This is a genomic window from Vibrio sp. 811 (assembly GCF_033339195.1).
On the sequence record NZ_JAWOUB010000005.1, the window covers coordinates 83,657 to 104,893 of the forward strand.

The following is a 21,237-nucleotide window of genomic DNA, read 5'->3' on the forward strand; positions in this document are numbered from 1 at the left end:
GTGTTACCAATCGACGCCTTTGAGGGCTTTTACGCCAGATTCAAATGCGTGCTTTACATTTTTCACTTCAGAAACGGTATCGGCCATTTCAATCAGGGTTCGATGTGCGCCACGCCCAGTAATAATAACCGACTGCATTTTAGGTCGGTTGCTCAGCGCTTCGACCACTTCGTCTAAGTCGATGTAGCCGTAGCTCAGCATATAAGTTAGCTCGTCAAACAAGATGACATCGATAGAGTCGTCTTGCAGCATGCGCTTACATTCTTGCCATACGCCTTGCGCAGCTTCGGTATCAGCGGCTTTGTTTTGAGTTTCCCACGTAAAGCCGGTTGCCATTACTTGGAATTCAACGCCGAGTTTCTCAAGTAGGTTGCGCTCACCGTTGTCCCAAGTACCTTTAATAAACTGCGCGACAGCACAATTCAAACCATGACCCACTGCGCGTGCGATCGTACCGAATCCTGATGTCGATTTACCTTTACCATTTCCGGTAATGATCAGTAGCAGACCTTTTTCCTCTTGAGCAGCAGCGATTTTTGCGTCTACCTGTTCTTTGACTTTTTGTTGGCGAGCTTTATGGCGTGCTTCTTTATTTTCTTCGATAGACATAATACTTCCTCAATTCCTTTTCGTGCTGTGTCCAAGCTAATTTGGGTTCATTGATTTATCTCGCTATGATAGACCAACATATCGTGAAGAAAAACCACCGATAATTCAGGGAATAAAATGAAGAAAATACTTGTTGTTTGTATGGGAAACATTTGTCGGTCACCAACTGGAGAGGCAGTGTTAAGAGCGAAAGCTCAAAAGCTAGGCGTTGAAGTAGAGGTTGATTCGGCAGGTACAATTGGCTACCACGCAGGAAACCGACCGGATTCAAGAGCGATGGCAGCAGGAAAGCAGCGAGGTTATTCTTTTAAAGGAATGCAAGCGCGCCAAGTCACCATTGATGACTTTGAAAAGTTTGACCTTATATTAGCCGCAGATAAAGCAAATTTGGCCGATTTATTGGATATCTGTCCGTTGAAGTATCGACACAAAGTATCGTTATTTTTAAGTCATTCTGGGTCAGGTTACGACGAAGTCCCTGACCCATATTATGGTGGGGAAGATGGCTTTGAACTGGTGCTTGATTTAATCGAAGAGGCATCAGACGCAATTTTGAAGAAGCTATAATCGCCGTGCTTGAAGACAATAGAAAAAGGGATGAGCTCAGCTCATCCCTTTTTATTCGTGTTAACCCGCTAGTATGTCGGTTGCGACTTTGTAGCTTGGGTCTTCCTTCACGTTAATTTCAACCAAGCTGCCAGCTTTGTCCAAAAGTTTACGACAATCTGGGCTTAGGTGACGAAGGTGTAGCGTTTTACCTTGAGCATTGTAACGCTCAGCCAGTGTTTCAATGGCTTCAATTGCAGAGTGATCAGTCACGCGAGAGTCTGCAAAATCGACAATCACATCTTTTGGATCTTCAGGCGCGTTAAACAACTCCAGGAAGTTAGCCGCAGAGCCAAAGAAAATAGGGCCGTGAATCTTGTACTCTTTTGAACCTTCCTCGTTTAAGCACGTGTCGGCATAGATGTGCTTAGCGTGTTGCCATGCAAACATTAATGCAGAAACGATAACACCAACCGCTACGGCAACAGCAAGGTCAGTAAGAACAGTAACAACGGTCACAAGAACAATAACGAAGAAGTCTTGCTTCGGTACGCGGCGTGCTAGCTTAAATGTTGCCCATTCGAATGTACCAATGACAACCATGAACATCACACCAACCAGAGCAGCGAGTGGGATCATTTCAATTAGCGAAGAAGCGAATAAGATAAACATCAATAGAGCGATAGCCGCAACGATACCAGATAGACGACCACGACCACCTGAGTTTACGTTGATCATCGACTGACCAATCATCGCACAACCACCCATCGCGCCAAACACAGAACACGTCATGTTTGCCATACCTTGACCGATACATTCGCGGTTAGATTGACCACGAGTATTCGTCATCTCATCTAAAACTGTCAGTGTTAGTAGAGATTCAATTAGACCAATGGCCGCGAGAATGATCGCGTATGGAAGAATGATTTGTAGTGTCTCTAGTGTAAATGGTACCGCAGGAATAGAGAAGGTTGGTAGTGAACCTGCGAGTGTTGCAGCTTCATCACCAGACATTGTACGCAGGAAGTCAACAACAGTGCGAGTTTCCAGATCCAAGCCAACCACTAAAGCCGTCACCGTTACGATCGCAACAAGTGAAGAGGGTACAGCTGTTGTGATTTTTGGTAGAAAGTGAATGATTGCCATAGTCAGCGCAACCAAACCAAGCATTAGCAGCATCTGGTCTTGTGGTAGCCAAGTAAGCATGCCGTTGATGTCTGGCGCTTTAAACTGACCCAACTGAGCTAGGAAGATAACAATAGCCAGACCGTTCACAAAACCGATCATCACAGGGTGAGGTACGATACGGATGAACTTACCCAATTTAAACATACCAGCGGCAATTTGAAGAATACCAGCGAGCATGATGGCTGCGAATAGGTACTGGACACCGTGAGTCGCGACAAGCGAAACCATTACGACTGCCATGGCACCTGTTGCACCAGAAATCATGCCAGGACGACCACCGAAAATGGAAGTAATAAGACCAACGATGAATGCAGCGTAAAGACCGACCATCGGATCTACGCCTGCGACGAACGCAAATGCGACAGCTTCAGGAACCAATGCTAGCGCAACGGTTAAGCCTGATAGCACATCATTTTTTACGGAGTGCTTAGAAAATTGGGGAAATTCGAACATGTTTGTTTTTAAGTTCTCTTTGCAATGAGTTAAACCCGACACATATTCGTATTTGCACAAGCCACTGGAAGGTTGATTTTTAATCAAACATTGCAGTGTAAACCGTAGTATTAAAAGAGCAGCATCAGAATGGTGTCGAAAACTTGAGTCGGCGCATGCTACCGAAAAGTGTGATTAAGTTCAAGAATGATACGAATAATGGCGTACAAATGTGATCACGAATTGGTATTTATATGAACAATTTATTGGGCAAATATGAAGATAAAAAAGGCTACCAGATGGTAGCCTTTAATTTATTTATGCCGTTAAGCAGTTGAACGTAATGATTTAGCCTAGTTAAAGTTAGGCTTTGTCATCTCTGCCGATGCACGGTTTTTAGCCACTTGGCTACCAGCACCTTTAGCTTGGTAACGTTCGGTTTTGAACGGTGCTGCTGCAACCGTGATTTCGCGTAGCTCTTGAGGGCCAGGTGCTTTCGTCATCGGTGCGCCAGCGTTTAGCTTAGCAGCAACTTTAATGGCTTCGACTTTAGGCTCTGGTTTATCTACTGGCGCTTCGGCTGCAATCTCTTTTGCTGCTTCAACGATAGGCTCTTCAGTAGGTGCCGTTTCTACAATGGCATCAACCGGCTCAGCATGTTCAGTTACAGGAGTTTCAACGATAGGCTCTACCGATGCTGTTTCTACTACTGCCGATTCAGCTTTTTCTGCGATTACTGTTTCAACAACAGGTGCTTCTACTACTGGAGCTTCCACTTTCGCTTCAACGGTTTCTTGAACCTTGTGTTCAACAACTGGCGCATCTGTTACGACAGGTTGCTCGCGACGAATAATCACTTTACCCATTGCCATTTCTGGACACGCAAAGCCACCTTGGATTGTAGGTACTGCTGCTACAGCTTCTTCCTTAACTCGCTCTTCCTTCTTAGGTGCTGGTTTCGGAATGTAACGTGGCATTACTTTACCCATAGCCATTTCAGGAGAAGCGACACCTCCCTTACGTAGGCGGAACGGGTTAGGGCGGCGATCACGGCCACGGCGACGACGCTGGCCGCTTGCACGCAGGTGACGTGGCGAACGACGATTACGACGTTGCTTAGACTCTGCTTGCTTGTTGTCTTGCTGTGCCTCTACCGCTGCTTCTGTTGGCTTTTCAACTTTAGCTTCAACCGTTTCTTGAGTCTTAACCGCTGTTTCTTCGGCTTTCTTCTCAATAGCTTCTTGGTCCTTAACGCGTACAGACTTGTTCAATTTGCGACGTTGGCGGCGCTCTTTCACTTTTTCTGCTTTCGCATTTTGCTGCTTCGGTTTGCTCTCTTCTGGTTTTGTTTCAGTACGAGCTTCCGCTGCTAGCTGCAGACCTTTTTCCGCTACTTTTGCGTTTGCTTTCTGCTCTTGGGCTTTATCTGCCTGTTGAGCTTTAGGTTTACGCTTTTGGTTACGGTTTTGCGGTTTATTTGTTTGTTGTTGAGCTTCGTTTTGCTCATTAGCCTGCTCATCACGAGGCTTACGACGACGTCGGTTATCGCGATTGTCGCGGTTATCACGATTATCGCGCTGGTTGTTATTGCGACGACGATCGTTGCGATCACGTTTGTTACGTCGATTATCGCGATTTGGTTTTTTCTCTTCCTGAGGCTTCTGTTCTTCTTTTGTTTCTTCAGAACCACCGAATAGGAAGCTACCAAGTGCTTTAAACAGACGGCTGAACAATCCAGGTTTCTCTTCTTGTTCAACTTTCTGTTCTTTCTTCTTCGCCTCAGGAGCTGGTTTAGCTGCTGGTGCAGGTGCGGTTTGAGACGGAGCAGCAAAGCCTTTAAGAACTGGCTCTTCAATTCGTTTTGGTTTTACGTCAACTTCCGCTGGCTCTTTACCTTCTGCTTCTTTCATCGCTTCCAGTTTCTTAGGAAGTAAGTAAGAAATCAGATCGAACTCTTCGCCTTCACGAACACGGATAACTTCAAAGTGCGGCGTTTCCATATCAGAGTTAGGAACAACCGTAATTTTCACTTCTTGAATGCGTTCGATATGGTTTACTGAACGACGTTTTTCGTTCAATAAGTAAGAGGCGATTGGCACAGGTACGACTGCAAGTACTTGTGCTGTGTTGTCTTTTAGCGCTTCCTCTTCAATTAAACGAAGTACAGAAAGTGCTAGAGATTCGTTGTCGCGAACGACACCAGTTCCGCTACAGCGAGGACAGATGTGGTGGCTTGCTTCTGCAAGAGAAGGGCTCAAGCGCTGGCGTGACATCTCCAACAAACCAAAGCGAGAAATACGACCGATTTGTACACGAGCGCGATCAAGACGAACGGCTTCACGTAGACGGTTTTCTACTTCTCGTTGGTGACGAACCGGGGTCATATCGATAAAGTCGATAACCACTAAGCCACCCAAGTCACGTAGACGTAATTGGCGAGCAATTTCGTCGGCTGCTTCTAGGTTCGTGTTTAGAGCTGTTTCTTCAATATCGCCGCCCTTGGTTGCACGAGCAGAGTTGATATCGATAGACGTTAGTGCTTCAGTCGGGTCAATAACAATAGAACCACCAGATGGCAGACGCACTTCACGTTGGAAAGCCGATTCAATTTGGCTTTCGATTTGGTAGTGGCTGAATAGTGGAACTTCGCCTTCATATTTCTTAACGCGGTTAAGGAAATCAGGGCGCACCAATTGAATGTGCTCTTTTGCACGTTCGTAGATGGTGTTGCTATCAATTAAGATTTCGCCAATATCACGACGCAAATAGTCACGGATTGCACGAACGATAACGTTACTTTCTTGGTGGATTAAGAATGGAGCAGGGTTAGAGTCCGCTGCACCTTTGATTGCACCCCAGTGGTTAAGTAGTACATTCAAATCCCACTCAAGCTCTTCAGCACTCTTGCCAACGCCAGCAGTACGTACGATTAGGCCCATGCCCTGAGGCAGTTCCAAAGTACTTAATGCGGCTTTTAGTTGAGTACGCTCGTCACCTTCGATTCGACGAGAAATACCGCCAGCACGAGGGTTGTTAGGCATCAGAACAAGGTAACTACCAGCAAGAGAAATGAAAGTAGTAAGAGCTGCGCCCTTGCTTCCACGTTCTTCTTTTTCCACTTGAACGATAACTTCTTGGCCTTCCGTTAGCACTTCTTTGATGCTTGGACGACCTTGGTAGGTGTAACCTTCAGGGAAATATTCGCGGGCAATTTCTTTGAGAGGGAGGAAACCGTGACGCTCGGCGCCGTAATCAACAAATGCGGCTTCTAAGCTTGGTTCGATACGTGTGATACGTCCTTTGTAGATATTCGCTTTTTTAGATTCATGACCTGGACTCTCGATATCAAGATCGAAAAGTCGCTGGCCATCAACCAGAGCGACACGCAACTCTTCTTTTTGAGTTGCGTTAATTAACATTCTTTTCATTGAAAATTCTCGTTGTCTTTTCTTTTATATCTTTCTTGTCGACTTGCCACTGTTTTTTCGCTCTTTCACGGTGCCTGATCCCATGGCTTGTATTTTGCAGCCTCCCGGCTGGAAGGGGATGCTCTCGGGCACTTCAGTCATCACAAGCCTCTTGTGGTTTCTGTTGGAAACGTAGACTTGTGACCCGCTATTTGGGCGGTAGGTACTCAACGTGAATATGCGAGGAGTAGGGTGGCAAGAGTGTTGAATTCGATGTGTCTCACGCCAATGCTGCACTCGACCTTCAACGATCTACTCACATTGCTTGAGGATAAATGATTGGTAATGAATAAAATGTAACCAAACCTTCCTTAGCAGCTGTGAACTATAGCAGTGCGCGTGGCTATCAGCAATCTGCTTTCACGCAAACGATAGAAAATTTGCCGCTAAACTCAAAATTTCTATTTTATAACTGGCTGTTTCATAAGCAATTGAGATGTGCAAACTGTTCAAGACAGAAAACAAATTGAGAACTTGATTGAGAGTTTTAATAATTTAAACAAAAGCTTGGCGAAATTTAGACCAGTATGTGCCACCGAGTGTTTCTTTTACGACAAGAATAATGTGAAGTCGCACGAAATTGAGTTTACAATACCGCCCATGAACGAAATAAGAACAAAAGTCCAGTTCGTCGACATCGACGAAGATATGGCGGGTCAGCGCATTGATAATTTTTTGCGCAACCAATTAAAAGACATTCCTAAAAGCATGATTTACCGAATTGTGCGTAAGGGCGAAGTGCGCGTAAATAAAAAGCGTATAAAAGCAGAGTACAAGTTAAAAGCAGGCGATCTCGTTCGTATTCCACCGGTGACCGTCGAGAAAAAAGATGACGATGTCGCACCAAGTACGAAACTTAACAAAGTCGCTGAGTTGGAAAATATGATTATCTTCGAAGATGACCATATGTTGATTCTAAACAAACCATCTGGCACCGCTGTGCATGGTGGCAGTGGTTTAAAGTTTGGTGCGATTGAAGCGCTTAGGGCTCTGCGACCTCAAGCTCGCTTTCTTGAACTTGTGCATCGTATTGACCGTGATACTTCAGGGATTTTGCTGGTTGCTAAGAAGCGTTCTGCACTTCGTCACTTGCAAGCCCAGTTTCGTGAAAAGACAGTAAAGAAGTTTTACTTAGCTCTTGTCATGGGGCAATGGAAAAGCAGTTGTAAGGTTGTGAACGCGCCACTGCTCAAAAACGAAGTGAACAGTATTGTTCGTGTTAACCCTAATGGTAAGCCGTCAGAAACGCGTTTTAAGATTTTGGAAAAGTTCGAACAAGCTACATTGATTCAGGCGAGTCCGATTACTGGTCGAACTCACCAAATCCGAGTTCATACGCAATACACTGGTCACCCAATCGCTTGGGATGATCGCTACGGTGATCGCCGCTTTGATGCTTATACAGGTCAAGTTGGTTTAGATCGTTTGTTCCTACACGCGGCAAACATTAAGTTCCAACACCCATCAAATGATGAGTGGATGGAAATCAACGCACCGATGGAACCGAAACTAGAAAAAGTGTTGGCGGGTTTAAGAAACGCGTAACCATGTTTTCCTCGCGGATGCAAAAGGGAGCCACAGGCTCCCTTTTATCGTATTTGGGTTAAAGGACATCGAGTCCTTGAACATGCAATATATCAATCAAATCAATCAATGGTAGTCCGACAAGTGTGTTCGGGTCTTTACCAACTAATTTCGTAAACAAACAAATTCCCATGCCTTCGGCTTTAAAGCTGCCTGCGCAGTAAAAAGGTTCTTCCCTGTCGACGTAGCGTTCGATTTGTTCAAGCGTTAAATCTCTAAAGTGCACCTCGAAAGAATCAAAGCCGACTTCTGTATGGTTTGTGACGGTGTTATGTACTGCAAGACCAGTATAGAAAGTGATGACTTTTCCACTTTGAGCCAAAAGTTGATTTATCGCGTTATCTCTATTTAAAGGCTTGCCAACGATTTCACCATTAATGACACAAACTTGGTCACTGCCGATAACTAAACTTGCTGTATCCGTCTGGCAAGATATTGCTTTCTCTTGGGCCAGTCTCTGCACAAGTTCAGTTGGCGTTTCTTGGTCAAAAGGTGTTTCATCGCAATCAGGTGATAAACAAACGAATGGTAGTGAGAGCTTTTCAAGCAGTTGTTTACGAAAAGGGGAGGTTGAGGCTAAAACCAGTTGGTAATTTTTCATTTTGAATTACAATTCGTGGGAGCATTTCCAATAGGATAATCGATCAAAAATGATTCTGGCTAATGCTCTGTATGTTAAGCGTAAAAAAGTACAACTTTTTTGCCTTTTTCTTTGACTAATTTTGATTTGGAAGATAATATTCGCGCCCTATGCAAAAGGTAAAAATACCGCGAACGGTTGACCCAGCTAAAGCTGCACAGAAACGATTGGATTACGATGGCATCATCCAAGCTAGTCTTTTCAAGCGCTTAGTGGAAACAACTGAAGGCGTAAAACGCGACGCAGAAGTCTCATTGTCATTTGGGATGGATGAACAGCGACTCGTTGTTGTCTCTGGTAAAGCTAACATCGAAGTCGATTTAGAGTGTCAGCGTTGTAATGAGGTATTCGCACATGAGTGCGAAGTTGAATTCCTTTCTACTCCTTACTACGGTGAGAAAACAGAACAGGAAGCACCAGAAATTTATGATTTGGTAGATCTAAATGAATATGGTGAATTAGACCTCATACAACTTGTTGAAGACGAGTTCATCTTAGCATTACCTCAAATTGCGATGCACGATGAAGCGGATTGTAGCGTTGATTCAAATAACATGGTTTTTGGTGAGATTCCTGAAGAAATTGAGGAAGAAAAACCGAATCCATTCGACGTTTTGAAAAGTCTGAAAAAGTAATAGGTGTGGTAGCCGATTCTTCTTCAGGTTTTTAACCCAATAGTATAGGAGTAGGGTCAATGGCCGTACAGAAAAACCGTAAAACTCGTTCTAAGCGCGGTATGCGTCGTTCACACGATGCGCTAACTACAGCTGCTCTATCTGTAGACGCGACTTCTGGTGAAACTCACCTACGCCACAACGTAACTGCTGAAGGTTACTACCGTGGTCAAAAGGTTATCAACAAGTAAGGTTGAACCTTTGCAAAGTATTACCGTTGCACTTGATGCAATGGGCGGGGATTTCGGTCCACGCGTAACAGTGCCTGCCGCCGTGCAGGCACTGTCTCATTTCCCAGAGCTAAAAGTGATTCTTATTGGTGATCAATCTCTGATCACGTCTCAATTATCTCAACTCGGTACCTCGACCAGTTCCCGCTTGACTATTCTTCACAGCGAGAAAGTTATCTCGAACTCAGAAAAACCTTCATTGGCGTTACGTAATAGCCAAAATAGTTCTATGCGTATGGCTATCGATTTGGTTTCTGAGCAGAAAGCGGATGCTTGTGTTAGTGGTGGCAACACCGGTGCATTAATGGCACTATCGCGTTTCATTCTTAAGTTACTTCCTGGCATTGAACGTCCTGCTTTAGTTTCCGCTTTACCGACGATTACCGGAAAGCGTACTTGGATGCTAGATCTGGGGGCGAATGTATCGTGCGATGCTGATAGCTTGTTCCAATTTGCTGTAATGGGCAGTGCATTAGCTGAAGAACACTTGGGTCGTCCTCCTCGCGTTGCTGTACTCAATATTGGCGCAGAAGAGATTAAAGGTAACGATTTAGTCAAACGTTGCGCAGAAATGCTTTCTCAGACCGATGCGATTAACTTTGTCGGTTATATTGAAGGTAATCAAATTTTGCATGATGTTGCGGACGTCATTGTTTGTGATGGATTTGTCGGCAACGTATGCTTAAAAGCCAGTGAGGGAACAGCTCAACTTTTTATCGAAAAAATTAAAACCAGCATAATGGCATCAACGATAAAGGGTTGGATAGCTAGAAAGTTGTTTTCTAGGCTGTTTAATGAACTAAAAACACTGAACCCCGACCAGTATAACGGCGCAAGTTTGCTAGGATTGCGCGGCATTGTCATAAAAAGCCATGGAAGTGCGGATGTATCTGCGATTGTCAATGCACTTGGCGAGGCAGTACACGAGGTCAAACGACAAGTACCAAGCCGTATTAGCGATCGTTTGGAAGCGGTTTTACTCGAGAGGCATTATTAGTCTTCATGTATAGCAAAATTTTAGGTACTGGCAGCTACCTGCCATCTCAGGTGCGTACAAACGCAGATCTAGAGAAAATGGTAGATACAAGTGATGAGTGGATCGTTGCTCGCACGGGTATTAAAGAGCGTCGAATTGCTGCAGAAAACGAAACTGTAGCAGACATGGCATTCTACGCAGCTGAAAACGCTATCGATATGGCGGGTATTGATAAAAACGATATCGACCTGATTATCGTAGCCACAACGAGCAGTAGCCATACTTTCCCTTCATCTGCGTGTCAGGTGCAGGCAAAGCTTGGCATTAAAGGTTGTCCAGCTTTTGACTTAGCCGCTGCTTGTTCTGGTTTTGTGTACGCATTATCTGTTGCAGACCAACATATCAAATCTGGTATGTGCAAAAACGTACTTGTGATTGGTTCAGATGCTTTGTCTAAAACGTGTGATCCGACAGACCGTTCAACCATCATCCTATTTGGTGATGGTGCCGGAGCCGTTGTCGTAGGCGCTAGCCAAGAGCCTGGCATTATCTCTACCCACATATACTCGGATGGTCAATTCGGAGAGCTTCTAAGCCTACCTGTACCTGTGCGGGGGCAAGATGCGGATAAATGGCTTCATATGGCTGGGAACGAAGTATTCAAAGTCGCTGTCACTCAGCTATCGAAACTAGTAAAAGATACGCTTGAAGCCAACAACATGCATAAGTCTGAACTAGACTGGCTAGTGCCGCACCAAGCGAACTACCGCATTATTTCAGCGACAGCGAAGAAACTTTCGATGTCACTAGACCAAGTCGTGATTACACTTGATAAACACGGCAACACATCAGCTGCTACTGTGCCAACAGCACTAGATGAAGCGGTACGTGATGGTCGTATTAAACGCGGTCAAACTCTGCTTCTTGAAGCGTTTGGCGGCGGATTCACTTGGGGCTCGGCCCTTGTGAAGTTCTAAGTTTCACAAGAATTCAAAATTTAAGGTGCACTTGGTGCATCTTATTTCTTTTTACTTTGCTTAAAGGAAAACAACATGAGCAAGTTTGCTATCGTATTTCCAGGTCAAGGTTCTCAAGCTGTAGGTATGCTTGCAGAACTAGGCGAACAATATGACGTAGTAAAACAAACATTTGCAGAAGCATCTGACGCACTAGGTTACGATCTATGGGCGCTTGTTCAAAATGGACCTGCAGAAGATTTAAACGAGACTTTCCGTACTCAACCAGCTTTGCTAGCTTCATCTGTTGCAATCTGGCGTGTATGGCAGGAACTTGGCTTAGAGCAACCAGCCAACCTAGCTGGTCACAGCCTAGGTGAGTACTCAGCACTTGTATGTGCGGGTGTTATTGACTTTAAAGAAGCCATCAAGCTGGTTGAATTACGTGGTCAACTTATGCAAGAAGCAGTACCAGCTGGTACTGGCGCAATGTACGCGATTATCGGTTTGGCTGATGATGCGATTGCAAAAGCGTGTGAAGACGCAGCGCAAGGCGAAGTGGTCTCTCCAGTAAACTTTAACTCGCCTGGCCAAGTCGTTATCGCTGGTAGCAAAGACGCAGTAGAGCGAGCTGGTGCGCTATGTAAAGAAGCTGGTGCGAAGCGTGCGCTTCCTCTTCCTGTTTCAGTACCTTCACACTGTGCACTTATGAAGCCAGCAGCGGAAAAACTTGCTGTAGCTCTTGAGTCTATCGAATTTAACTCACCACAGCTGCCAGTTATCAACAACGTTGATGTGGTTGCTGAGACAGATCCTGCAAAAATCAAAGATGCGCTTGTTCGTCAGCTACATAGCCCAGTTCGTTGGACTGAAACAGTTGAACTGATGCACGAACAAGGCGTAGAAAATCTTCTTGAGCTTGGCCCTGGTAAAGTTTTAACAGGTCTAACAAAACGTATCGTGAAAACGCTAACTGCAGCAGCAGTGAATGATATCGCATCGCTAGACGCTGCGAAGTAATCCATCAAGCGATAAATTTGCGATAAGAAAAGGAAACACAACATGATGAATCTAGAAGGTAAGATCGCGCTAGTTACCGGCGCAAGCCGTGGTATTGGCCGCGCGATCGCGGAACTTCTTGTCGAGCGAGGTGCTACGGTTATCGGTACTGCTACTTCTGAAAGTGGTGCGGCTGCTATCAGCGAGTATCTTGGTGATAACGGTAAAGGCTTAGCGCTTAACGTGACTGATGTCGAGTCTATCGAAGCGACATTAAAAACGATCAACGAAGAATTTGGTGTGATCGATATTCTGGTGAATAACGCTGGTATTACTCGTGACAACCTATTGATGCGCATGAAAGATGATGAGTGGAACGACATCATCGATACCAACCTAACGCCTATCTACCGCATGTCTAAAGCGGTTTTACGCGGTATGATGAAAAAACGTGCGGGTCGTATCATCAACGTAGGCTCTGTTGTTGGTACCATGGGTAATGCTGGTCAAACTAACTACGCAGCAGCGAAAGCGGGCGTGATTGGTTTTACTAAATCAATGGCTCGTGAAGTTGCGTCTCGTGGTGTAACAGTGAACACTGTTGCTCCTGGTTTCATCGAAACTGACATGACTAAGGCGCTAAATGATGACCAACGTGCGGCAACTTTGTCGAACGTGCCAGCAGGTCGTTTAGGTGACCCACGTGAAATTGCATCAGCAGTAGTTTTCCTTGCTTCTCCTGAAGCAGCGTACATTACTGGTGAAACTTTGCATGTAAATGGTGGCATGTACATGGTTTAATGCGACAGTTTATGCAAAATAAGCTATTTTACATTGTGAAAAATAGCCTATAGTTGCAGTTAACTGTCATGAACTTGTCATGCTTATGCGCAAGATTTGTGCATGATTTAAGTCAAAAATGTATTGAAATTCGGTTAAATTCGCTAATTTTGTGGTTTGACCAGCAAGGACCCCCTTGCAACTTTCAATAGTTCGAATAAACTACGGAATCATCGCATTAGGCGAAATCTGTAAAGGAAAAGAAAAATGAGCAACATCGAAGAACGCGTAAAGAAAATCATTGTTGAACAGCTAGGTGTAGACGAAGCAGAAGTTAAAAACGAAGCTTCTTTCGTTGACGATCTAGGTGCTGATTCTCTAGACACTGTAGAACTAGTTATGGCTCTAGAAGAGGAATTCGACACTGAGATTCCTGACGAAGAAGCTGAGAAGATCACTACTGTTCAAGCTGCAATCGACTACGTAAACAGCGCTCAGTAATTAGCTCTCCCAGGCGGTCTCCTAGACCGCCTGTGTTCTTTCTAACTTCTTCTATCCTCTCATAGAAATATTCAATTCCCGGAGAATTATATCGTGTCCAAGCGTCGTGTAGTTGTCACTGGCATGGGTATGTTGTCACCGGTAGGCAACACAGTAGAATCATCTTGGAAAGCCCTGCTAGAAGGTCAAAGTGGTATCGTAAATATCGAGCACTTTGATACTACGAACTTCTCAACTCGTTTTGCAGGTCTTGTTAAAGATTTCGATTGCACAGAGTACATGTCTAAAAAAGATGCTCGTAAGATGGACCTTTTCATCCAGTACGGCATTGCAGCGGGTATTCAAGCTCTTGATAACTCTGGCTTACAAATTACCGAAGAAAATGCGGCTCGAGTTGGTGTTGCTATCGGCTCAGGCATTGGCGGTCTTGACCTTATCGAAACTGGCCATACTGCATTAGTAGACAAAGGCCCTCGCAAAGTTAGCCCATTTTTTGTTCCTTCGACCATTGTAAATATGGTTGCAGGTAACCTATCTATCATGCGTGGTCTTCGTGGTCCAAATATCGCGATTTCTACCGCATGTACTACTGGCCTGCATAATATCGGCCATGCAGCACGTATGATTGCCTACGGCGATGCAGATGCGATGGTTGCTGGTGGTGCAGAAAAAGCTTCTACGCCTCTTGGCATGGCTGGCTTCGGTGCAGCTAAAGCGCTATCTACTCGTAATGAAGAGCCTCAAAAAGCGTCTCGCCCATGGGATAAAGGCCGTGATGGTTTTGTTCTAGGTGATGGTGCTGGCATGATGGTGCTTGAAGAGTACGAACACGCAAAAGCACGTGGCGCGAAGATTTACGCAGAACTGGTTGGTTTTGGTATGTCTGGTGATGCTTACCACATGACATCTCCAAGCGAAGACGGCTCTGGTGGTGCACTTGCGATGGAAGCGGCGATGCGTGACGCTAACATCACAGGTACTCAAGTAGGTTATGTGAATGCTCACGGTACTTCTACTCCAGCTGGTGATGTTGCAGAAATCAAGGGCGTGAAACGTGCTCTTGGTGAAGAAGGTGCGAAGCAAGTACTTGTATCATCAACTAAGTCTATGACTGGTCACCTATTAGGTGCAGCAGGCTCTGTTGAAGCAATTATCACGGTTATGTCTTTGGTTGACCAAATCGTTCCACCAACGATTAACCTTGATGATCCAGAAGAAGGTCTAGACATCGACCTTGTGCCGCACACTGCGCGCAAAGTTGAAGGTATGGAATACGCTATCTGTAACTCGTTTGGCTTTGGTGGTACAAACGGTTCTTTGATCTTCAAAAAGTTCGCTGAGTAACACTATCTAACCTTATTTAGATAAGCGAAACTTGTATTCTAACGGCTCGATGCTTAGCATTGAGCCGTTTTGTTTTATTTGTTGTCTGCTAATTTGAAGGTACGTGAATGTTTTGGGTAAATGGAGTTCCGCAAACGCATGTAGAGCTAGGTGATCGCTCATTCCAATACGGTGATGGAGGCTTTACCACCATCCTGACCCAAAATGGAGAGTTGGTTTACTGGCAAGAACATACTGAGCGCATGAGTGCTTGCCTTGACGCTTTGAAGATCTCTTCACCTGACTGGAAAGTTGTGCATGATTGGGCAAGCAAAGCGGTTTTATCTGACGCACGAGCGGGGGTGAAGATTCACGTTAGCCGCGGTATTGGCGGGCGAGGGTATAGCCCTAATGGGATTAAAGGCCCTATCGTGACGATTTCCAATTTTGCGTTTCCTTCTCATTATTCATCTTGGCAAGAACAAGGTGTGGACTTGGGCGTTTGTAATACTCGTCTCGGGATTCAACCTTTACTTGCGGGACACAAGCACAACAACCGTTTAGAGCAGATTCTCGCCAAGGCTGAAATCGACGATACCGAGTTTGCAGATGCAATAACGTTAAATGTGCAAAACCATGTCATTGAAACTACAATGGCCAACCTTTTTTGGGTTAAAGGTAATAAAGTATTTACACCGGAGCTGACCTTATCTGGCGTTGCGGGCGTAATGCGTCGTAAGGTGCTTGAGTTACTAAAAGTAAGTCATATTGAAGTCATCGAGGGGCGTTTTATACTTCCAGATTTGCTGAGTGCTGACGAGGCTTTCATGTGTAACTCAATATTAGGTGTCGCACCTATTCGCAGCATAGTGACATCGAACTCTAAGACTATATTTCCGATAGGAAAATTGACTCAACGACTGCAAGGGAATTTAACTACGTGATTAAAAAACTGTTGGCTTTTGTTGTGCTGATCGCAGTGATAGGCGCAGCAGCTGTTTTTTATATAATTTCACAGGCTAAACAATACGTTGAAAAGCCTATTCTATTGGAACAACCTCAGCTGTTTACTGTAGAAAGTGGTACAAGCTTTCATCATGTCATGCGCGCCTTAGTTGAAGATGAGGTGATTGAAACATCGGAGTACATCCGTTTAATTCCTCACTTATATCCAGAATTGTTGCAAGTGCGAGCGGGTACTTACCAACTTGAGCCTGGTATGTCACTTTCGCAAACATTGGAGCATCTGAATACTGGAAAAGAATACCAGTTTGCGATCACTTTTGTTGAAGGCAGCCGCTTTTCTGAATGGGTAGATCAACTAAAAAGTGCTCCTTATTTAAAGCATGATTTAACCGATCTTTCAGAAAAAGAAATGGCTGCGAAGCTCGGAATTGAGAGAGAAAAGCTAGAAGGGTTGTTTTTAGCAGAAACCTACCATTACACAGCGGGTGCGAGTGAAAGCCAGTTATTAAAACGAGCGCATCGAAAACTCAATAAAATACTGGACGCTAGCTGGGAAGCTCGTCAAGAAAAGCTGCCATTACAGGATAAATATGAAGCCTTGATTCTCGCGTCTATCATCGAGAAAGAGACGGCTATTGATTCTGAGCGTGAGCGCGTCGCTTCTGTGTTTATCAACCGATTGAACAAACGCATGCGGTTACAAACTGATCCGACAGTTATTTATGGTATGGGTGACGCCTACGATGGCAACATTCGTAAGAAAGATTTGCGTACGCCGACACCATATAACACCTATACCATCAATGGTTTGCCACCAACACCGATTGCGATGGCTGGTGAAGCTTCCATTGAAGCGGCTTTGAATCCAGAAAGCAGCAACTATTTATATTTTGTAGCAAGTGGAAAGGGCGGACATGTATTTTCGAAATCCCTTGCTGAGCACAACCGTGCTGTTCGTGCCTATTTAAGAGAACTAAGAAAGAACAAATGATGAAAGCAAACTTTATTGTCGTTGAAGGCCTAGAAGGCGCGGGTAAAAGCACTGCGATTAAAACCGTTTTAGATACGCTAAAAGCGGCCGGTATTGAGGATATCGTAAATACCCGTGAGCCAGGAGGCACACCGCTAGCAGAAAAAATGCGCGCTCTGGTGAAAGAAGAGCACGAAGGCGAAGAACTTAAGGACATGACGGAGTTGCTTCTTCTGTACGCTGCACGTGTTCAGTTGGTTGAGAACGTGATCAAACCAGCTTTGGAAAACGGTCAGTGGGTGGTTGGTGACCGACACGATATGTCGTCGCAAGCTTATCAAGGTGGTGGCCGTCAGATTGACGCATCGTTAATGAAAAATCTCCGGGATACAACGCTTGGTGATTTTAAACCTGCTCTCACTCTCTATATGGATATTGACCCTCGTGTTGGGCTTGAGCGTGCGCGTGGGCGTGGTGAGTTAGATCGTATAGAGAAGATGGATATTAGTTTCTTCGAGCGTACACGTGAGCGTTATTTGGAGATTGCTCATGCCGATCCTTCCATCGTTATCATTAACGCAGAACAGACGATTGAAGGCGTGTCGCGTGATATTCGGGACGCTCTAAACGAGTGGCTAGCTCGTCAATAAGTGAAACGTAAATTTAGGTGACTCATGTTAAATGATTATCCATGGCTACAGCCAATATGGGATAACCTCAAAGTAGGGTTAGAGTCGGACAGAATACCAGGTGCGCTTTTATTACAAAGCGAGCAGGGCTTGGGCATCGAAAAACTTATCGAGTTTTTTAGCCAAGCACTTCTTTGCCAAAATTACGCGAGTGAAGCATGCGGTTTTTGTCATAGCTGCCAGCTAAATCAATCTCAAAACCACCCTGATTTACACTGGATCAAGCCAGAGAAAGAAGGAAAGGCGATAACGGTGGACCAAATTCGCGCTTGTAACCGTCTTGCTCAGGAATCATCTCAGCTTAATGGTTACCGCCTATTTGTAATAGAACCGGCGGACTCTATGAACGAGTCGGCATCGAATGCGCTGTTAAAGACGCTAGAAGAGCCTGGGGCAAAGTGCTTGTTTTTGCTCGTTACCCACAATCAGGAGCGTCTGCTCCCAACGATTCGTAGCCGTTGCCAACACTGGGTTGTTGCGCCTCCGTCAGCGGAACAAGCGATGCAATGGATGCACGAACAAGGGGCGAAGCAAGTTCCTGCTTATGCCTTAAAACTGAATATGGGCTCTCCAATAAAAACATTGGATGCGTTAAATAATGGTGAGCTCGAAGCTTACTTGGCTTTTGAACGCAGTTTTATTAAGGCAATGTCTTCGCCTGTTTCAGACGTTTCTGAGTGTGCTTCTTTAATCGCTAAACACTCAGAGCAATCACTAGACTGGGCATGGTATTTACTGACAGATGCTCAGAAAGCGCAGTTTGGTGTATCAGAAGCTCAAATGCTTCCGGGCGCGACAAAGTTTCAACCGGACAACTATAACGGTTTGTACTCATCAGCGAAGGCGCTGATGAACCTGAAAGCTCAGGTGCAAGCCTTTCCTGGCCTGAACCTTGAGCTACTATCAATGAATTGGTTAATTGAATCACGAGAGGCATTATGTTCGTAGATTCTCATTGTCATTTAGACAAATTGAATTACGACGATCTCCACATCAATGTGGAAGACGTTATTAACAAAGCTAAACAAGCAAACGTAACTGAACTACTTTCTGTTGGAGTAACGCTGGATTCTTTCCCGAAAATGATGGAAATGATCGAGCCTTATGACAATGTTTATGCTTCGTGCGGTGTGCACCCACTTGATGTTGAAAGCGACTTTTCGATGGACGTATTGCGCCACCATGCGTCGAATGCAAAAGTCGTCGCTATTGGCGAAACGGGTTTAGATTATCATTACAAGCCCGAAACGGCCGCGTTACAGAAAGAGCGCTTTGAGCAACACGTTGATCTTGCAGTGGAGCTCAACAAACCTTTAATTATCCATACCAGAAACGCACGTGCGGATACTCTAGATATTTTGCGTAAGGGTGGGGCAGAGAAATGTGGTGGTGTTATCCACTGTTTTACAGAAGATCTTCCATTTGCTGAAGCTGCACTGGAGCTGGGGTTTTATATTTCTATCTCGGGGATTGTTACTTTCCGTCAAGCTACAGAGTTAAAAGAAGTGGTGAAGACTCTACCTTTAGAGAAGCTTCTTATTGAGACAGATTCTCCTTACTTGGCTCCTGTCCCTCATCGTGGCAAAGAGAATCAACCCGCTTACGTTGTCGAAGTCGCTTCTTATATTGCGCAACTCAAATCGTGCTCTCTTTCTGAAGTGGCACAAAAAACCACCGAAAACTTCCGAAATCTTTTTTTGTGATGAAAAAATAGCAAGAGCATAAAAAAGGAGCTTAGGCTCCTTTTTTGTTGATAAAAACAACAGATACGCTCACGAGTTTAATGTTTACTAAAAATGTTGATTTAATAACATTCAAAAATCACAAATGTAATTTTGTTACTAAAAATAACATTGAGGCGTATTTTATTTACGCCTTAAAATTAATTATATAAATAATTAATTCTTTATAAAACAGTAATATAAGTGCAATGCAAACCTTTTCATCGGCTGTTTTTGGGTGTGATCCAAGACTTGTTTTGAAACTAAATTTCGTAACTGTGTGGAAAGTTTGAGGGTCATCAATATATATTTAGAGCCGGAAAATATAATGCAGTTGTGGTTACATTTTCATTGGGTGCTAACCTTTAGGCTACGGGGGTGTGCCGTTAGTGCCCAAATAATACTTATAAATTTATCAGGAGCATAAACATGTTTAAGAACCTTTTTGCTAACCTGCAAAAAGTTGGTAAGGCTCTGATGCTTCCAGTATCAGTTTTGCCAGTTGCAGGTATTTTATTAGGTGTGGGTGCTGCCCATCTAAGCTTTATTCCAGAGATCGTTTCTAATCTTATGGAACAAGCTGGTGGTTCAGTATTCGGCCAAATGGCACTTCTATTTGCAGTAGGTGTAGCTCTAGGCTTCACTAACAACGACGGTGTTGCAGGTCTTGCAGCTATCGTTGGTTACGGCATCATGACGGCAACGCTAGGTGTAATGGCGGGCGTTATGGGTGTTGAGAAAATCGATACAGGTGTACTAGGTGGTATCCTTGTCGGTGGTGTGGCTGCTTGGGCATTCAACCGTTTCTTCAAAATCCAACTTCCAGAGTACCTTGGCTTCTTCGCTGGTAAGCGCGCAGTGCCAATCATCACTGGTTTTGCTGCGATCATCCTAGGTGTTATCCTTTCTGTTATCTGGCCACCAATTGGCGGTGCAATTTCTGCATTCTCTGATTGGGCTGCACACCAAAACCCACAGCTAGCATTCGGTATCTACGGTGTTGTTGAGCGTTCTCTAATCCCATTCGGTCTACACCACGTATGGAACGTACCGTTCTTCTTCGAAGCAGGTTCTTGTGTTAACGCTGCCGGTGAAGCTCAAAATGGTGTACTAACTTGTTACCTAGTTGCTGATGAAGCATCTCGTGCTGCTGGTAATGGCTTCGGTCAGCTAGCGGGTGGTTACATGTTCAAGATGTTCGGTCTACCAGCTGCAGCAATCGCAATTGCTCATTGTGCTAAACCAGAAAACCGTGCAAAAGTAATGGGTATCATGGCGTCAGCTGCACTGACTTCATTCCTAACTGGTATTACTGAGCCAATCGAATTCTCATTCCTATTCGTTGCTCCACTACTATACGGTATCCACGCTCTACTAGCTGGTTCTGCATACATCGTTTCGAACACTCTAGGCTTTGTACACGGTACTTCTTTCTCTCACGGTCTGATCGACTTCCTAGTTCTATCTGGTAACGCTCAGAAGATGGTGCTAATGATTGCCGTTGGTCTAGTTTACGCAGTAATTTACTACGTAGTGTTCCGTGGTGTAATCACAGCGCTTGACCTAAAAACACCTGGCCGTGAAGATGAAACGGAAAGTGCAGCTGTAACTTCTGGCTCTGATATGGGCGGTGAACTGGTTGCAGCGTTTGGCGGTAAAGCTAACATTACTGGTCTAGATGCATGTATCACACGTCTACGTGTAGCAGTTGCAGATACAGCTGCTGTTGACCAAGACAAGCTAAAACAACTAGGCGCTGCTGGTGTTGTAGTTGTAGCTGGTGGTGTACAGGCTATCTTCGGTACTAAGTCTGATAACCTAAAAACTGAAATGGATGAGTGGATTCGTAACCACGGTTAATCGCAGTCATTCATAGTAATGCATAAAAGGAGGCTTCGGCCTCCTTTTTTAGTTCCTATTTTATTAACTGACAGTTCCTTTTTTAGTGTGATCCTAAACTCATCTTTACTTTTGTCAGCTTTTTCA

The 21,237-nt window shown here is 44.7% G+C and carries 20 protein-coding genes; 16 read left to right on the top strand and 4 right to left on the bottom strand.

Annotation, left to right across the window (positions count from 1 at the left end):
- Positions 1–3 precede the first annotated feature (3 nt).
- Positions 4–609, bottom strand: a complete 606-nt coding sequence (gene cobO / locus R7Q46_RS10390) for a cob(I)yrinic acid a,c-diamide adenosyltransferase (RefSeq protein WP_213871741.1) — start codon at positions 607–609, stop codon at positions 4–6.
- Between the two features lie 117 nt (positions 610–726).
- Between cobO and R7Q46_RS10395 the strand changes: the two genes are divergently transcribed.
- Positions 727–1,176, top strand: coding sequence for a low molecular weight protein-tyrosine-phosphatase (locus tag R7Q46_RS10395; RefSeq protein WP_064368645.1), 450 nt, complete (start codon positions 727–729; stop codon positions 1,174–1,176).
- Positions 1,177–1,236: 60 nt separating this feature from the next.
- On the opposite strand, the gene R7Q46_RS10400 is transcribed toward R7Q46_RS10395, so the two are convergent.
- Positions 1,237–2,796, bottom strand: a complete 1,560-nt coding sequence (locus tag R7Q46_RS10400; protein ID WP_005380840.1) for a SulP family inorganic anion transporter — start codon at positions 2,794–2,796, stop codon at positions 1,237–1,239.
- A 332-nt stretch (positions 2,797–3,128) separates the two neighbouring features.
- Positions 3,129–6,203 (bottom strand): ribonuclease E, encoded by a 3,075-nt coding sequence (gene rne, locus R7Q46_RS10405; RefSeq protein ID WP_213871740.1) that lies wholly within the window; start codon positions 6,201–6,203, stop codon positions 3,129–3,131.
- Between the two features lie 639 nt (positions 6,204–6,842).
- Between rne and rluC the strand changes: the two genes are divergently transcribed.
- Positions 6,843–7,787, top strand: a complete 945-nt coding sequence (rluC, locus tag R7Q46_RS10410; RefSeq protein ID WP_021033985.1) for a 23S rRNA pseudouridine(955/2504/2580) synthase RluC — start codon at positions 6,843–6,845, stop codon at positions 7,785–7,787.
- A 58-nt stretch (positions 7,788–7,845) separates the two neighbouring features.
- Here the strand turns inward: rluC and R7Q46_RS10415 are convergent, their stop codons facing one another.
- On the bottom strand, positions 7,846–8,427 hold the full coding sequence (locus R7Q46_RS10415) for a Maf family protein (protein ID WP_213889477.1): 582 nt from the start codon (positions 8,425–8,427) through the stop codon (positions 7,846–7,848).
- 149 nt (positions 8,428–8,576) lie between these two features.
- On the opposite strand from R7Q46_RS10415, the gene yceD reads away from it, so the two are divergent.
- The 14 genes from yceD (at position 8,577) to ptsG (ending at position 21,111) form a co-directional block, all read left to right on the top strand.
- Positions 8,577–9,101: a 23S rRNA accumulation protein YceD gene (gene yceD / locus R7Q46_RS10420; protein ID WP_213901622.1), complete on the top strand. Its 525-nt coding sequence runs from the start codon at positions 8,577–8,579 to the stop codon at positions 9,099–9,101.
- Positions 9,102–9,160: 59 nt separating this feature from the next.
- Positions 9,161–9,331: a 50S ribosomal protein L32 gene (rpmF, locus tag R7Q46_RS10425; RefSeq protein ID WP_005396978.1), complete on the top strand. Its 171-nt coding sequence runs from the start codon at positions 9,161–9,163 to the stop codon at positions 9,329–9,331.
- A gap of 10 nt (positions 9,332–9,341) precedes the next feature.
- Entirely contained in the window at positions 9,342–10,367 is a 1,026-nt protein-coding gene (gene plsX / locus R7Q46_RS10430; RefSeq protein ID WP_017633846.1) for a phosphate acyltransferase PlsX, read from the top strand.
- Positions 10,368–10,372: 5 nt separating this feature from the next.
- Positions 10,373–11,323: a beta-ketoacyl-ACP synthase III gene (locus R7Q46_RS10435; RefSeq protein WP_017821385.1), complete on the top strand. Its 951-nt coding sequence runs from the start codon at positions 10,373–10,375 to the stop codon at positions 11,321–11,323.
- A 75-nt stretch (positions 11,324–11,398) separates the two neighbouring features.
- Positions 11,399–12,322, top strand: a complete 924-nt coding sequence (gene fabD, locus R7Q46_RS10440; RefSeq protein WP_005387313.1) for an ACP S-malonyltransferase — start codon at positions 11,399–11,401, stop codon at positions 12,320–12,322.
- 45 nt (positions 12,323–12,367) lie between these two features.
- Entirely contained in the window at positions 12,368–13,102 is a 735-nt protein-coding gene (fabG, locus tag R7Q46_RS10445; RefSeq protein ID WP_031781117.1) for a 3-oxoacyl-ACP reductase FabG, read from the top strand.
- 246 nt (positions 13,103–13,348) lie between these two features.
- Complete coding sequence (gene acpP / locus R7Q46_RS10450) at positions 13,349–13,582, top strand: acyl carrier protein (protein ID WP_004406112.1); 234 nt, start codon at positions 13,349–13,351, stop codon at positions 13,580–13,582.
- 93 nt (positions 13,583–13,675) lie between these two features.
- Positions 13,676–14,926 (top strand): beta-ketoacyl-ACP synthase II, encoded by a 1,251-nt coding sequence (gene fabF / locus R7Q46_RS10455; RefSeq protein ID WP_005372948.1) that lies wholly within the window; start codon positions 13,676–13,678, stop codon positions 14,924–14,926.
- A gap of 107 nt (positions 14,927–15,033) precedes the next feature.
- Entirely contained in the window at positions 15,034–15,849 is an 816-nt protein-coding gene (pabC, locus tag R7Q46_RS10460; protein WP_213871737.1) for an aminodeoxychorismate lyase, read from the top strand.
- The gene (mltG, locus tag R7Q46_RS10465; protein ID WP_005372950.1) at positions 15,846–16,862 is read left to right on the top strand and encodes an endolytic transglycosylase MltG; all 1,017 of its coding nucleotides are present in this window, start codon (positions 15,846–15,848) and stop codon (positions 16,860–16,862) included. The genes pabC and mltG overlap by 4 nt, the downstream gene beginning before the upstream one ends.
- The gene (gene tmk, locus R7Q46_RS10470; RefSeq protein WP_005387350.1) at positions 16,859–17,491 is read left to right on the top strand and encodes a dTMP kinase; all 633 of its coding nucleotides are present in this window, start codon (positions 16,859–16,861) and stop codon (positions 17,489–17,491) included. Before mltG ends, tmk begins: the two co-directional genes overlap by 4 nt.
- A 24-nt stretch (positions 17,492–17,515) precedes the next feature.
- A complete protein-coding gene (locus R7Q46_RS10475) occupies positions 17,516–18,478 on the top strand; it encodes a DNA polymerase III subunit delta' (protein WP_054729226.1) in 963 nt (320 codons plus the stop codon).
- Complete coding sequence (locus R7Q46_RS10480; protein ID WP_054577648.1) at positions 18,469–19,233, top strand: TatD family hydrolase; 765 nt, start codon at positions 18,469–18,471, stop codon at positions 19,231–19,233. Before R7Q46_RS10475 ends, R7Q46_RS10480 begins: the two co-directional genes overlap by 10 nt.
- 447 nt (positions 19,234–19,680) lie before the next feature.
- On the top strand, positions 19,681–21,111 hold the full coding sequence (gene ptsG, locus R7Q46_RS10485) for a PTS glucose transporter subunit IIBC (RefSeq protein ID WP_005372959.1): 1,431 nt from the start codon (positions 19,681–19,683) through the stop codon (positions 21,109–21,111).
- Positions 21,112–21,237 lie beyond the last annotated feature (126 nt).